This is a genomic window from Streptomyces sp. NPDC005898 (assembly GCF_040629635.1).
In the GTDB taxonomy this organism is placed as follows: Bacteria; Actinomycetota; Actinomycetes; order Streptomycetales; family Streptomycetaceae; genus Streptomyces.
This window is the reverse complement of record NZ_JBEXWC010000001.1, coordinates 44,802-57,625: the sequence shown is the minus strand read 5'-3', so window position 1 is coordinate 57,625 and position 12,824 is coordinate 44,802. Positions and strand designations below refer to the sequence as shown.

Annotated in this window: 12 protein-coding genes; 6 read left to right on the top strand and 6 right to left on the bottom strand. The window is 71.6% G+C overall.

Annotated features, from left to right (window positions below; all coding sequences use genetic code 11):
- The first annotated feature begins 13 nt into the window (after nucleotides 1-13).
- The 3 genes from ABZ385_RS00100 to ABZ385_RS00090 are packed head-to-tail and all read left to right on the top strand — an operon-like array spanning nucleotide 14 to nucleotide 3,274.
- Nucleotides 14-1,009, top strand: a complete 996-nt coding sequence (locus tag ABZ385_RS00100; RefSeq protein WP_358908762.1) for a sugar ABC transporter permease — start codon at nucleotides 14-16, stop codon at nucleotides 1,007-1,009.
- A 28-nt stretch (nucleotides 1,010-1,037) separates the two neighbouring features.
- On the top strand, nucleotides 1,038-1,877 hold the full coding sequence (locus ABZ385_RS00095) for a carbohydrate ABC transporter permease (protein WP_358580994.1): 840 nt from the start codon (nucleotides 1,038-1,040) through the stop codon (nucleotides 1,875-1,877).
- A 41-nt stretch (nucleotides 1,878-1,918) separates the two neighbouring features.
- The gene (locus tag ABZ385_RS00090) at nucleotides 1,919-3,274 is read left to right on the top strand and encodes a GH1 family beta-glucosidase (protein WP_358908760.1); all 1,356 of its coding nucleotides are present in this window, start codon (nucleotides 1,919-1,921) and stop codon (nucleotides 3,272-3,274) included.
- Nucleotides 3,275-3,289: 15 nt separating this feature from the next.
- Here the strand turns inward: ABZ385_RS00090 and ABZ385_RS00085 are convergent, their stop codons facing one another.
- The 6 genes from ABZ385_RS00085 to ABZ385_RS00060 all read right to left on the bottom strand — a co-directional run bounded on the left by ABZ385_RS00085 (nucleotide 3,290) and on the right by ABZ385_RS00060 (nucleotide 7,743).
- Complete coding sequence (locus tag ABZ385_RS00085; protein WP_358580970.1) at nucleotides 3,290-4,309, bottom strand: LacI family DNA-binding transcriptional regulator; 1,020 nt, start codon at nucleotides 4,307-4,309, stop codon at nucleotides 3,290-3,292.
- A gap of 30 nt (nucleotides 4,310-4,339) precedes the next feature.
- Entirely contained in the window at nucleotides 4,340-4,792 is a 453-nt protein-coding gene (locus tag ABZ385_RS00080; RefSeq protein ID WP_358908758.1) for a hypothetical protein, read from the bottom strand.
- A 59-nt stretch (nucleotides 4,793-4,851) separates the two neighbouring features.
- Nucleotides 4,852-5,274 (bottom strand): cupredoxin domain-containing protein, encoded by a 423-nt coding sequence (locus ABZ385_RS00075; protein ID WP_358580974.1) that lies wholly within the window; start codon nucleotides 5,272-5,274, stop codon nucleotides 4,852-4,854.
- Between the two features lie 76 nt (nucleotides 5,275-5,350).
- Entirely contained in the window at nucleotides 5,351-6,175 is an 825-nt protein-coding gene (locus ABZ385_RS00070; protein ID WP_358908756.1) for a ferritin-like domain-containing protein, read from the bottom strand.
- Nucleotides 6,172-6,957, bottom strand: coding sequence for a ferritin-like domain-containing protein (locus ABZ385_RS00065; protein WP_358580978.1), 786 nt, complete (start codon nucleotides 6,955-6,957; stop codon nucleotides 6,172-6,174). The genes ABZ385_RS00070 and ABZ385_RS00065 overlap by 4 nt, the downstream gene beginning before the upstream one ends.
- Nucleotides 6,958-7,119: 162 nt before the next feature.
- Nucleotides 7,120-7,743 carry a TetR family transcriptional regulator C-terminal domain-containing protein gene (locus ABZ385_RS00060; RefSeq protein WP_358908754.1) on the bottom strand — a complete coding sequence of 208 codons (624 nt, stop codon included), beginning with the start codon at nucleotides 7,741-7,743 and terminating at the stop codon, nucleotides 7,120-7,122.
- A 73-nt stretch (nucleotides 7,744-7,816) separates the two neighbouring features.
- Between ABZ385_RS00060 and ABZ385_RS00055 the strand changes: the two genes are divergently transcribed.
- The 3 genes from ABZ385_RS00055 (at nucleotide 7,817) to ABZ385_RS00045 (ending at nucleotide 12,730) form a co-directional block, all read left to right on the top strand.
- Nucleotides 7,817-8,974 carry an FAD-dependent monooxygenase gene (locus ABZ385_RS00055; RefSeq protein WP_358908752.1) on the top strand — a complete coding sequence of 386 codons (1,158 nt, stop codon included), beginning with the start codon at nucleotides 7,817-7,819 and terminating at the stop codon, nucleotides 8,972-8,974.
- A 1,094-nt stretch (nucleotides 8,975-10,068) separates the two neighbouring features.
- Nucleotides 10,069-11,277 (top strand): cytochrome P450, encoded by a 1,209-nt coding sequence (locus tag ABZ385_RS00050; RefSeq protein WP_358580986.1) that lies wholly within the window; start codon nucleotides 10,069-10,071, stop codon nucleotides 11,275-11,277.
- Between the two features lie 100 nt (nucleotides 11,278-11,377).
- Nucleotides 11,378-12,730 carry a serine hydrolase domain-containing protein gene (locus tag ABZ385_RS00045; RefSeq protein WP_358580988.1) on the top strand — a complete coding sequence of 451 codons (1,353 nt, stop codon included), beginning with the start codon at nucleotides 11,378-11,380 and terminating at the stop codon, nucleotides 12,728-12,730.
- Nucleotides 12,731-12,824 lie beyond the last annotated feature (94 nt).

Sequence of the window (12,824 nt, the reverse complement as noted above, 5' to 3'; positions counted from 1 at the left end):
CGCGGACACCGCCATGACCACCACCGCTGCCCTGAGCACAGGCGAGCGGACGGCAGGGAGGAACGACCCGGGCAAGGAGCCGCGCGGGCGCCGCCCCGGGCGGCTGCGCGGCATCGCACTGCCGTACCTGCTGCTGTTCCCCGCCCTGCTGCTCGAACTGCTGGTCCACCTCGTGCCGATGGTGATCGGCATCGTCGTCAGCTTCAAGGAGCTGACCCAGTTCTACCTCCGCGACTGGGGCACCGCGCCCTGGGCCGGCCTCGACAACTACGCCCTGACGGTCGACTTCGACGCCCCCGTCGGCGAGGCGCTGCTGAAGTCCTTCCTCACCACCTGCCTGTTCACCGTCCTGTCGGTCGGCCTGTGCTGGCTGCTGGGAGTGGCGGCGGCGATCTTCATGCAGGAGTCGTTCCGCGGCCGGGGCGTGCTGCGCACCCTCTTCCTCGTGCCGTACGCGCTGCCCGTCTACGCCGCCGTCATCACCTGGGCGTTCATGTTCCAGCGGGACAACGGGCTGGTGAACCACGTCCTGCACGACCAGCTCGGGCTCACCGACAGCGCCCCCTTCTGGCTGATCGGCGACAACAGCTTCATCGCGCTGCTCGTCGTCTCGGTGTGGAAGGGCTGGCCCTTCGCCTTCCTCATCCTCATGGCCGGGCTGCAGAACATACCCCGGGAGATCTACGAGGCCGCCGCGCTCGACGGCGCGGGCGTCCGGCAACAGATCCGCCGCATCACCCTGCCGGCGCTGCGCCCGGTCAACCAGGTCCTCGTCCTGGTGCTGTTCCTGTGGACGTTCAACGACTTCAACACCCCCTTCGTCCTGTTCGGCAAGGCGGCGCCCGAGGCCGCGGACCTGATCTCCCTCCACATCTACCAGTCCTCGTTCCAGACCTGGAACTTCGGGACGGGCTCCGCGATGTCGGTCCTGCTGCTGCTCTTCCTGCTCCTCGTGACGGGCCTGCACCTCTGGTTCACCTCCCGCGGAAGGAAGGCCACCGATGCCTAGCCCCACCGCCCGGCGGCCCCGCTCCCCGATGGCCGCCCCGCCGTCCTTCCTGTGGAGCCGCAGGATCTTCCTGACCCTCCTCACCGGCTTCGTGCTGCTGCCGGTGTACGTGATGGTCTCCAGTTCGCTGAAGCCGCTGGAGGACGTCTCCGGGAAGTTCGCGTGGGTCCCCTCGGGCCTCACCGTCCGTCCGTACGTCGACATCTGGGAAACGGTCCCGCTGGCCGACTACTTCATGAACTCGCTGATCGTGGCGGGCGCGGCCACCGTCTGCTCCGTCACCGTCGCCGTGTTCGCGGCCTACGCGGTCAGCCGCTACTCCTTCCGCGGCAAACGCGTCTTCACGGTGACCGTGCTGTCGACCCAGATGTTCCCCGGCATCCTGTTCCTGCTGCCGCTGTTCCTCATCTACGTCAACATCGGCAACGCCACCGGCATCGCCCTGTTCGGTTCCCGCGCCGGCCTGATCCTCACCTATCTCACCTTCTCGCTGCCCTTCTCCATCTGGATGCTGATCGGCTACTTCGACTCGGTGCCCAAAGACCTCGACGAGGCGGCCAAGGTGGACGGCTGCGGGGCGCTCGGCGCGCTGTTCCGGATCATCGTGCCCGCCGCGATCCCCGGCATCGTCGCGGTCACCGTCTACGCCTTCATGACCGCCTGGGGAGAGGTGCTCTTCGCCTCGGTCATGACCAACGACACCACCCGCACCCTCGCCGTCGGCCTCCAGGGCTACTCCACCCAGAACGAGGTGTACTGGAACCAGGTCATGGCCGCCTCACTCGTCGTCAGCCTGCCCGTCGTCGCCGGCTTCCTCCTCCTCCAGCGCTACCTCGTCGCCGGCCTCACCGCGGGCGCCGTCAAGTAACCGTCGGGGCACCACCGTCGCCCCCCTCAGAGAGGCCCTCTGTGTCCGAACCGCTTGACCTCGCCGCCTTCCCCGCCGACTTCACCTGGGGCACGGCCACCTCCGCCTACCAGATCGAGGGCGCCGTCGCCGAGGACGGCAGGGCGCCGTCGATCTGGGACACGTTCTCCCACACCCCGGGCAAGGTCGACGGCGGCGACCACGGCGACGTGGCCTGCGACCACTACCACCGCTGGCCCGAGGACATCGCCCTGATGAAGCGGCTCGGCACCGACGCCTACCGCATGTCCGTCGCCTGGCCCCGCGTCATGCCCGCGGGCGACGGGCCGGTCAACCCGGCCGGACTCGACTTCTACGACCGCCTCGTCGACGCCCTTCTCGACGCCGGCATCACCCCCAACGTCACCCTCTACCACTGGGACCTGCCCCAGGCCCTCCAGGACCGCGGCGGCTGGACCGTACGGGACACCGCCGGACACCTCGCCGAGTACGCCTCCGTCGTGGCCGGCCGGCTCGGCGACCGTGTCACCCGGTGGGCCACCCTGAACGAACCCCTGTGCTCCGGCTGGATCGGACACCTGGAAGGCCGGATGGCACCCGGCCTGAGCGACCTGACCGCCGCCGTGCGCGCCTCGTACCACCTGCTGCTCGCCCACGGCCTGGCCACCCACGCGGTCCGCGCGGCGGCCCCCGGCGCGCGGATCGGCCTGGTCACCAACCACTCCACCGTCGAGGCCGCCTCCACCCGCCCCCAGGACGTCGCGGCCGCCACCCGCATGGACGGCCACACCAACCGCTGGTGGCTCGACCCCGTCCACGGCCGGGGATTCCCCGCCGACATGCGCGAGCTGTACGGCGTGCCCCTGCCCGAACGCCCCGGGGACCTGGAGACGATCGCCGCCCCGCTCGACTGGCACGGCCTCAACTACTACTTCCCGGCGACCGTCACCGACGACCCCGAGGGCCCCGTCCCGTACGCCCGCGAGGTCCGGCTGCCCGACGTGCCGCGCACCGGCATGGACTGGCAGATCGACGGCGGCGGCCTGGAAGCCCTGCTGCTGCGCCTGACCGACGACTACGGGGTGCGCGAGCTGTACGTCACCGAGAACGGCTCGGCGTTCCCGGACACCGTCGCGCCCGACGGCACCGTCCACGACCCCGACCGGGCCCGCTACCTGGAGGAGCACGTGGGCGCGTGTGCCCGGGCGATCCGCAAGGGCGTGCCGCTGGCCGGCTACTACGCCTGGTCCCTGCTCGACAACTTCGAGTGGGCCTACGGCTACGACAAGCGGTTCGGCCTCGTCCACGTCGACTACGCCACCCAGGCCCGGACCCTCAAGACGAGCGGCCTGCGGTACGCGGAGATCATCCGGGCCCACCGGGAGTCCCACGCCTGACCGCACGACACCGCGTCAGGCGGACTCGCGCACGACCAGTTCCGGTTCGAAGACGAGCGCGCGCGGAGTGGTGCCGGGGCCGTGCGTCAGCTCGCCCAACAGCCCGGCCATCGCCGCGGCCATGTCCTCCACGGGCTGGCGCACGCTGGTCAACGGCGGCCGACACGTCACGGCGACGCTCGAGTCGTCGAACCCGACGACGGCGACGTCCTGCGGTATGCGCCTGCCCTGTTCGCGCAGGACCTGGCAGGCGCCCTGCGCCATCAGGTCGTTGGCCGCGAACACGCCGTCCACGTCGGGTCGCTCCCGGAGCAGCCAGGTCATGGCCGTGGCGCCGCTGTTGAGGGTGAAGGCGCCCTCGACGACGGAAGGGCCGTCGTGGCCCGCGCGCGCCAGGGCGGCGCGGAATCCGGCGAGGCGCTCCCGCCCGGCCGGGAGATCGGACGGAGCACTGATCACCGCGGTACGGCGGCAGCCACGGGCCAGGAGGTGCTCCGCGGCCAGACGACCCCCCGCGTGATGGTTCAGGTCGACGTGGGCGACCGGCGCGTCTCCGGCGGGACGCGCGAACAGCACGGTGGGCACGCGGGCGGCGAGGAGCATGTGCGGCAGGGGGTCGTCCGGTTGTACCGACACCACCAGCGCCCCGTCCGCGCTGCCCTGCCGCACGTAGTCCACCACCTGCTCCCTGGCCGCCTCCGACTCGGCGAACAGCAGCACCGGTTGCATCGCGCGCGCCCGCAGAAACTCCAGGACTCCGCTGACGACGCGGCCGAAGAACGGGTCGGTGAACACGCGGCCGGCGAAGGCGTGACCCGCGCCGGAGATGACGAGGGCCACGGTGCCGGAGCGCCGGGTGACCAGGGCCCTGGCGGCGCGGTTCGGCGCGTAGCCCGTCCGTTCGATCGCGTGGCGCACCATGGCCTGGATGCCGGGATCGACGTTGCGCACGCCGTTCACGACCCGCGACACGGTCGCGCGGGAGACCCCCGCCTCCCGCGCCACGTCCTCCAGCGTCGGGGCCCGCCTGTTCATACGGGAACTCTAGCGCCGGGCGAGACGGTTTCACTCGAATCGGCGTCGGCGCCGGCGCCGGCCGAGGGACAGGACGAGGAGCAGCGTGGCGCACACGACGGTGACGGCTTGGGCGACCGCGGTGAGCTTCTTGTCGCCGGACCAGACGGGCTCGTACATGTTGGGGAGCGGTCCGATGGCCCCCACGTCCACGTACTGGTAGAGGAGCAGGGCGGCCAGTCCTCCCGCGGCGACCAGCCAGGCGAAGGCGTCGGCCGGCCGGCGGCGCCACACCAGGACGAGCAGGGCGGCGAGCGCCGCCAGAGCGGCTTCGATCCGGAAGAGGGTGCCCTGGCTGATGGTGTCCTTGACGGCGTCGTACCGGTCCGCCAGGTGCGCGTGCACGTAGGCGTCCACCGCGAGCCCGGCGGCGGCCAGGACACGGGCCGCGCCCCGGAGCAGCCGGTGTTCCGGGCGGGCGGACGGCGGGGGTTCGAAGGACATGCGTCTCCCTTCCCGGCCCGAGCTGGGTACGGGCGGTGGAGGTGTGCGGGCGTCCGGGGTCAGCGGACCGTGAGCGAGCCCTTCATGTACTGGTGGATGGTGCAGATGTACGCGTACTTCCCTGCCCGGGACGGCGCGGTGAAGGTGGCCCGCTCGCCCGCGGCGATGCTGCCGGTGTCGAACGGCTTGTCGCCGCCGGCCGTCACCGTGTGGGGGGCCGAGTCCTCGTTGACGACGGTGACCTTCGTACCCGGGGCGACCGTCAGATCGGCGGGTTCGAACGCGAAGTCCTTGATCGTGATCTTGGCGCCCTTGCCGCCCGACGGCGAGGCGGAACGCCCGGACGACGACGCGGAAGTGGAGGGCGGCGAGGAGGAGTCGGAGTCTTCGCCGTCCGAGCATCCCGCGACGGTCGTCAGCATGCACAGGAGTGCGACGACGGCGGTGATGGCCGTGTGCGGTCTGCGGGGGCGCAGGGGCATCGTTTCTCCGGGGGTTCGTGGCGTGCCGGTCCGGGGGCCGGGCGCGGGCGTCGCCGCCCCTGGCCCCCGGGACCGATCAGACGGTCAGCAGGCTGGGGCTGGCGGCCTTGACGGTGCCGATGAAGTCGTCGGGCACCGGGTACTGGCCGAGCACGTAGTGCAGGATCGCCGAGTGCATGGCCTCGACCGGGGCGATGGTCGCGGCCGTCTCGATCCCGCCCTTGCTCTTGACGTTGGACGCCGCGAACACATACGTCTGGGTGGCCTGGTCCTCCAGCCGGAGGGCGAGTTTGGCCACGCCGGGGACGTCCTTGACCTTGCCGAGCGCTTTGGTGACGTCGTCGTGGTTGGACAGCGGGGTCCCGGTGATCTTCGGTTTGTCCGCGGAGGCCAGGATCGCGTTCCACGCGTCGGCGTGGTCCTTGTGCTGGTCCATCGCGGTCTGCGCGAACGTCGCGAACACCGGGGGCACCTTGCCCAGTTTGCCGTCCTTGGCCGCCTTGAGAGCGGCCTGGTAGGCGCCGACGGCCTGGTTCTCCAGAGCGGCCGCCAGGGCGACCACCTTCAGGTCTCCGGTGTAGGTGCCGCCGCTGCCCGACGGCGACTTCGAGGGGGTGCCGGTGCTTCCGTCGGAGTCGCCGCCGCACGCGGCCAGCGCCAGCGCGGCGGCGGACGCGCCGGCCCCGATCAGGAACCGGCGGCGCGCGACGTGCACGCGCTGCCGCGGGCCGGTGTCGGGTTCCGCGGCGCGCAGGTCGTGGATCTCCTGCGTGAGGTCGCGGGCGGACGCGGCCATGACGGGCAGGGTCTCCTGGTGGGCCTGGTCCATCTCCTTGGTGAGACGGGCCAGTTCGCTCTCGCTGATCGGCAGCTCCCAGGAGCCGCGCTTGCTCGTGGTCATTTCACGGCCCCTTCACTGACCGGCGAGGCGTCCTTGGTGGGGTAGAAGGCGTCGGGGAAACCGACCTTGCCCGCGGCGGCGGGGAGCTTGGCGACATCGGTGGGGATCGCGATGAGGTCGGGCAGGTCCCCGGCCAGCAGCGCCTGCACGGCCAGCAGCGTCGCCCGGTGCTGTGCCTCCACGGGGGCCACGGAGGCGAACAGCTGCCGCAGGTTCTTGTCCTCGACCTGGCCGATGTTCTTGGTGTAGGTCTGCGCGGCCACGTCCTCCAGCGTGATGGCCAGTTTGACCACGTCCGCCGAGGTCTTGATCGACGGCAGCCGCTTCTTGACGATGGCGGCGTACTTGGGGTCCGGACCGTTCTGCGCCTTGCCGCCCGCCTTGCGCGCGGCGGCGTTGAACGCCTTGCCGTGCGCGGTGTGCTGCGCGGTCGTCTTCTCGATGAAGGCCCGCACCGTCTTGTTGCCGTTCTTGATGAAGGGCAGCCCGGCGGCGGTCTCGTAGACGCTCACCGCCAGGTTCTCCAGCGACGCGGCGGTCTGCAGCGCCATGATGTCGTTGCGGGAAGCGGCCGCCGCGCGGCCGGCCCCCAGCCATGTCACTGCTCCCGCCGCCCCCAGGGCCGTGGCGCGGCGCTGCCACCAGCGCCGGTCCGCGGGCTCCGCGGCCTCCTCGAAATCGGCCAGGGAAGCATGCGTCACCCGCAACGCGTCGCTGTTCAGGTCCTGCGACTGCTCGGTCAGTTCTTTCAGCAGTCCGGTGTCGATGTGGTCTGTAGCCATCGCGTCCCATCTCCTCGGCCACGCCGGACGGCGCGGGCATGGCCCCCAGAGTTGAGGACGGAGCGGACGGAAGCCCGCCTGATACGGCCCAATGGCCCGCCCGGGCACCCGAACGGAGTCTTCTCCGACGCTCGGCGCACCCCCGCTCGTGGGGCGAGCCGGTTACGGCTTCACACCTCGGCCGAGCGGCCGCCTGCGGACCACCTCTTGAGCGAGGGCTTGGCCGGCCGGACGCAGCGCGGCGGCGACCAGTCCTTCGAGGGCTTCGCGCGGTACGTCGCCGCCGTTCACCAGTCGGTCGAAGATGAGCCCGTCGACGCAGGTCAGCAGAGTGTGCGTGCGGTTCTCGACGTCGGGCACGCCGTGCTCGACGAGGAACAGCCGGACGGCCTCGCGCCCGGCGTTCTCCCGGGGCAGGAGGATCTCGCGCAGCTCTTTGTCGCGCACGCTTTCGACGGCGCACGCGTGGCGGGCGAGCGAGCGCCGGCGGCCCTCGCCGGTGAGTCGCTGTCGGGTGAGCGCCACCATGGCGTCCACCAGGTCCTCGGCGGTACGCAGGGGCGCGAGCCCGGCGGCCGTCGTCTCCAGTTCCGCCTGGTCGAGCTGGACCAGGCGGACGACGAGTGCGGTCAGCAGAGCGGCGCGGGTGCGGAAGTAGGCCGAGGTGGTGCCGGGCGGCATGGCCGCTCCGCGGTCGACCGCACGGTGGGTCAGACCGCGCATCCCTTCCTCGGCCAGGACGTCGAGAGCCGCGTCTGCGAGAAGGGTGCGCCGATCCGAAGCCATGACCCCTTTCTACACCCGTAGAGGCTCGGGGATAGAGTCCGCTTCTACAGATGTAGAAGAAGGGGGTTCCGTCATGGGTAACACGGCAGTGGTGGTCGGAGGGGGAATCGGCGGACTGGCCGCCGCGATCGGCCTGCACCGCATCGGCTGGGACGTGACGGTCCTTGAGCGTTCGTCCCTGCCCGAGGACGCGGGGGCGGGCATTTCCTTGGCCGCGAACGGCCTGCGGGCCCTGGACGAACTCGGGGTCGGCGGGGCGGTTCGGGACGCGTCGCGAGGCCAGTACAGCGGCGGCACCCGCACGCCCCGGGGTCGCTGGCTGGCCCGGATGGACGGCTCGGCACTGGAGAAGGCGGTGGGCGCGCCGATCATGAGCATCCCCCGGTCCACCTTGCACCGACTGCTGCGCGGGGCACTGCCCGCCGGGGCGCTGGCGATCGGCGCCGAGGCGGCGACGGTCGAGCAGGTCGGCCCGGAGACGGTTCACGTCGGCTGCGGCACCACGGTCCTGCAGGCCGATCTCGTGGTGGCGGCCGACGGCATCGGCAGCACGGTCCGCGGCCGACTCTTCCCGGAGCACCCCGGTCCGGTCCACAGCGGCTCGACGGTGCTGCGGGCGATCACCGGGCACGCGGTCGACCCGCGCACCGACTTCGAGCTGACCTGGGGCCGGGGCGCGGAGTTCGGACACATCGCCCTCCTGGACGGGAGGGCCGAGTGGCACGCCGTCCTCAGCCTCCCCGCCGGTACGCGGTTCGCCGACCCGCTGAGCGAACTGCGCCGACGATTCCACGCCTGGCACGCCCCGATCCCCGCGCTGCTCGACGCGACCCGGCCCGAGGCGGTGTTGCACCACGACGTGAACGAACTCCGCACGCCTCTGCCTTCCTACGTGGTCGGCCGGATCGCGCTGCTCGGTGACGCGGCCCATGCGATGACCCCCAACCTGGGGCAGGGCGCCTGCCAGGCCCTGGAGGACGCGGTCACCCTGGGCGCCGCCCTCGACGCCGAGACCACCGTCGAGGCCGCGCTCGCCCGCTACGACGCCGAACGCCGGCCGCGGAGCCAGGCCGTCGCGGTGGCCGCCCGGCAGGCCGGGAGAATGGGTCAGCAACTGTCCCACCCGCTGGCCGTCACCCTGCGGAACACGGCGATGCGACTGACGCCGTCCCGGGTCGCCCTCCAGATGATCCTGCGTCACCACGCCTGGACCCCGCCGTCGCTGAGCTGATCCGGTTCGCGTCCGCCACCCTCGCACCGGGTGGTCGAGAGAAGAACGTGTGCGACTCTCACATGTTCGTTCGATGTATCGGCGGATGGTTGTTCGGACACATGCCAATTGGCCGAATCTTTGCGGTGAGAGTGCGGTAGGGGTCCATCCGCTTGTGAAGTGGGGAAGCCGGGCGGCGGTGGCGAGTGGTCGAGCGGGGCGTGCCGGTGACGGATCGCGGAGGTCCACCGCGTGTCGCGCCATCGTCCCCTCGGCGGAGCCCGATGTGTCCGCTGGCTCAATCATCACCCCAGATCAGGGGGGTTCTCGGCCGAGTTGCCGACGGCGCGACAGGGCATCCATCCGGCCACGCCCAGTGGCGTTCAACGCGCCCGTCCGCACCCTGGCCGCGTTCTTTTCCGCACAGTCCGGTTTGCCGTTGAGCTGCCTGGGCACACGCGGCGGTGCGACTTTCGACGGTCGGGCCTCGAGGTGTGGTCGACCGGCCGAAGTGGCCGAGTGGTGACGCAAAAGCACCGACAAGGCACTCTCCGTTCAACCTCAGGGGGTTGCTTGCAGGTGACTCGCCGTGAAGACTGTGGCCGAGTTCCATCGAAACGAAGGTGTTCCGAGGGGCGCATCATGCCAATCGTGGCACGAAACGCGCTGCGATTGCGTACTCTCACATCCGTTTCGCACGGCCGGGCCTGGGGGGCCACTGGCCGTCCAGGAGCAGGGAGGGTCCCGCGCATCCGGTGCGCGGGAGGTATCGCCGAGGGGGATGGGGTTATGTCGGGTTGGCGCGCCGCACGACTGGGCCGACTGCGAGGCCGTGACCGGCGCTGCCGTCACGACATCCCGTACCGCATGTGTTGAGGTCCGGCAGCCCACCCCGGTGTCGCCCTCGGCGTCGCGACTGACGCCGATCGACTGTCCCGCCGCACGAGAGCCCCGCGGGGCACGTGCCGTCCTCGCCCGGGTTCAGGTCCCGGGCCGGGCGGCATGGACACAGTCGTGCCCGGGCCCGCCCCATCCTGGCCGGCCCGGTCCACCCCAGCCCTGTGCGCGTGACTCCACCGTGCCCGCACGCGCCAGCCGCCAGCAAGGGAGACAAGGTGATCAGCAAGCAACCGACCGGCGAGCGACCCCTCTTGGAGGAGTTACCCGACCGCTGGCGGGGCTTACGCGCGACCGGGCCGGTGCGGTACGACGAGACCCAGCGCGTCTGGCAGGTGCTCGACCACGAGAGTGTCTCCGCCGTCCTCGCCGACCCGGCGACGTACTCCTCGGAGCTCTCCACCCTCGCGCCCACCCAGTCCGACTTCGAGACCTTCACCCAGGGCAACTTCGTCGGCATGGACCCGCCGGAACACCGCAAACTCCGCACCCTGGTGAGCCAGGCGTTCACCCCGCGTGTCGTCCAAGGGCTCGAACCCCGCATCGAGGCCGTCTGCGCCCGTCTCCTCGACGCCGTGGCCGACCGCGACCGGTTCGACCTGGTCGACGCGCTGGCCTACCCGTTGCCGATCATCGTGATCGCCGAACTCCTCGGCATTCCCGCGGAAGAGCACCGGCTGTTCCAGGAGTGGGCGAGTGTCCTGTTCGGCGGCGACCAGCTCGGCGAGGCGCCCGACATGGCCGACCTGGAGCGGGCGCTGGAGGCCATCGCCCCCACCGTGCGCGAGATGAACGGCTACATGCTGGAGCACATCCGCGCTCGCCGCGCCGCCCCCGGCGACGACCTCACCAGCAGACTCATAGCCGCCGAAGTGGACGGAGTCCGCCTCGGCGACCAGGAGATGGTCGGCTTCGTGGCCCTGCTGCTCGTGGCCGGGCACATCACCACGACCGCGCTGCTGGGCAACGCCATCGTCACCTTCGACGGCGACCCCGACACGGATGCCGCGCTGCGCGCCGACCCCACGCGCATCCCCACCGCCGTCGAAGAGGTCCTGCGCTGGCTGCCGCCCTTCCCCGAACTGGGCCGCAGGGTCACCCGGCCCGTGGTCCTCGGCGGCCACGAGATCCCGGCCGACACCATGCTGATGGCCCATCTCGGCGTCGCCAACCGGGACCCCGCCCGCTTCCCCCTCCCCGACGTCTTCGACGCGACCCGAAGCCCCAACCCCCACTTGACCTTCGGGCACGGCATCCACTTCTGTTTCGGCGCCCCCCTGGCCCGGCTGGAAGCGCGGATCGCTCTTCACATGTTGCATGAACGATTCCGCAAACTGGTGATCCCCTCCTACGAGGACATCGTCTACCAGAACCCGGCCGTCATCATCGGCGTACGACATCTGCCCGTAGAGGTCGGCAGACCGTAGTCGCCGGCGCCCGCAGCGCCCCGGTCGGCCCGCACCGCTCGTTCCCGGGCCGGATCGGCACACCCGCACATGAGACCCACCCAACGGGAGTCCTCTTCTCATGCCGTACACCATCCCCACCGCTCCGGTCGCCCTCGGGGCACCGTCCTCCTTGAGCCGCGAGCTGCAGGAACGTCTTGACGACCTGGCCCGCGCCCACCGGGTGCCCGGCGCCCAACTGGTCCTGGACACCGGCAGCGACGTGGTCGCCGTGCACACCGGCACCGCCGACGTCACCACCGGCAGTCCCTTCACCGCGGACACCGCCGTTCCGCTGGGCTCGCTGACCAAGCCGTTCACCGCCGCGCTCGTCATGCTCCTGGCCGACGACGGCGACCTCGACCTCGACGAGCCGGCCGCCGACCACCTGCCCGAACTGGCCGGCATACCCGAGGTGACGCCTCGTCAACTCCTCAGCCACACCGGGGGCCTGCCCACCGGCCCCGACTCGGACACCGCCGCCGCGACCAACCCCGCGCGCTACCTGGCGGCCGTCTGCACCGCCGACGACCTGCTGTTCACACCCGGGAGCGACTTCTCCTACTCCAACGCCGGCTACGTCGCCGCCGGACGGCTCGTGGAGAGAGTCACCGGCATGCCGTGGCCCGAGGCCGTACGGGCGCTGCTGCTCGAACCCCTCGGTGTCCTGCCCGCGTTCGTCTCCGACACCGCGCCCCAGCGTCCGGTCGCCGCGGGACACGCCGTCAACACCGCCACCGGGCAGGCCGTCGCCGCCCGGCAGAACCTGGCCCCACTGGAGGCGCCGGCCGGCGCGCTGCTCGCGAGCGCCCTGGACCTGGCCGTGTTCGGCAACGCGCTGACCGGCCGCTCCGATCTGCTGCCGCCCGCCGTCGCCAAGGAGATGCGCCGGGCCGAGACCGCCGCCGACCCGGGCACGCTCGCCGACGGCTGGAGCGCCGGACTCGCCCTGTACCAGCGGGACGGCCGCATGTGGTGCGGCCACGACGGCAACGCCCAGGGCACCTCCTGCCATCTGCGGGCCGAGCCGGAGAGCGGCGTCGTGGTGGCCTTCACGGGCAACGCCGGGGGCGCCACCGCGCTGTGGCACGAGCTCGCCGACGACCTGGCCGCTCTCACCGGCATCCGGGTGCCCGCCAAGACGCTCGCCGTGGACCGGGGCCTCCCCGTCGGCCTGCCCGACTGCGCGGGGACCTACCGCAACGGCGCCACGACTTACCGCGTCGCGCCCGGACCGGACGGTGCGCCGGCCCTGTCCATCGACGGAGACCTGCGCCTTCCGCTGGTCTGCTACGCCGACCTGTCCTGCGATCTGCGCGATCCGGCCACCGGCCGCATCGAACCCGGTGGCCGGTTCCACCGGGATCCGGCCACCGGAACGATCGACCGGGTACAGATATCCGGGCGCACCGCGCGCCGCGTCGTCGACGGCTGAGACCGGTTCCGGTCCCCTCGGGGCCGGTCGGCGGGCCGGTGTCCGCCGTCCGGAGGCCGGTGCGCGGGGCCGCCGTGGCGTACGGCACCGGTTC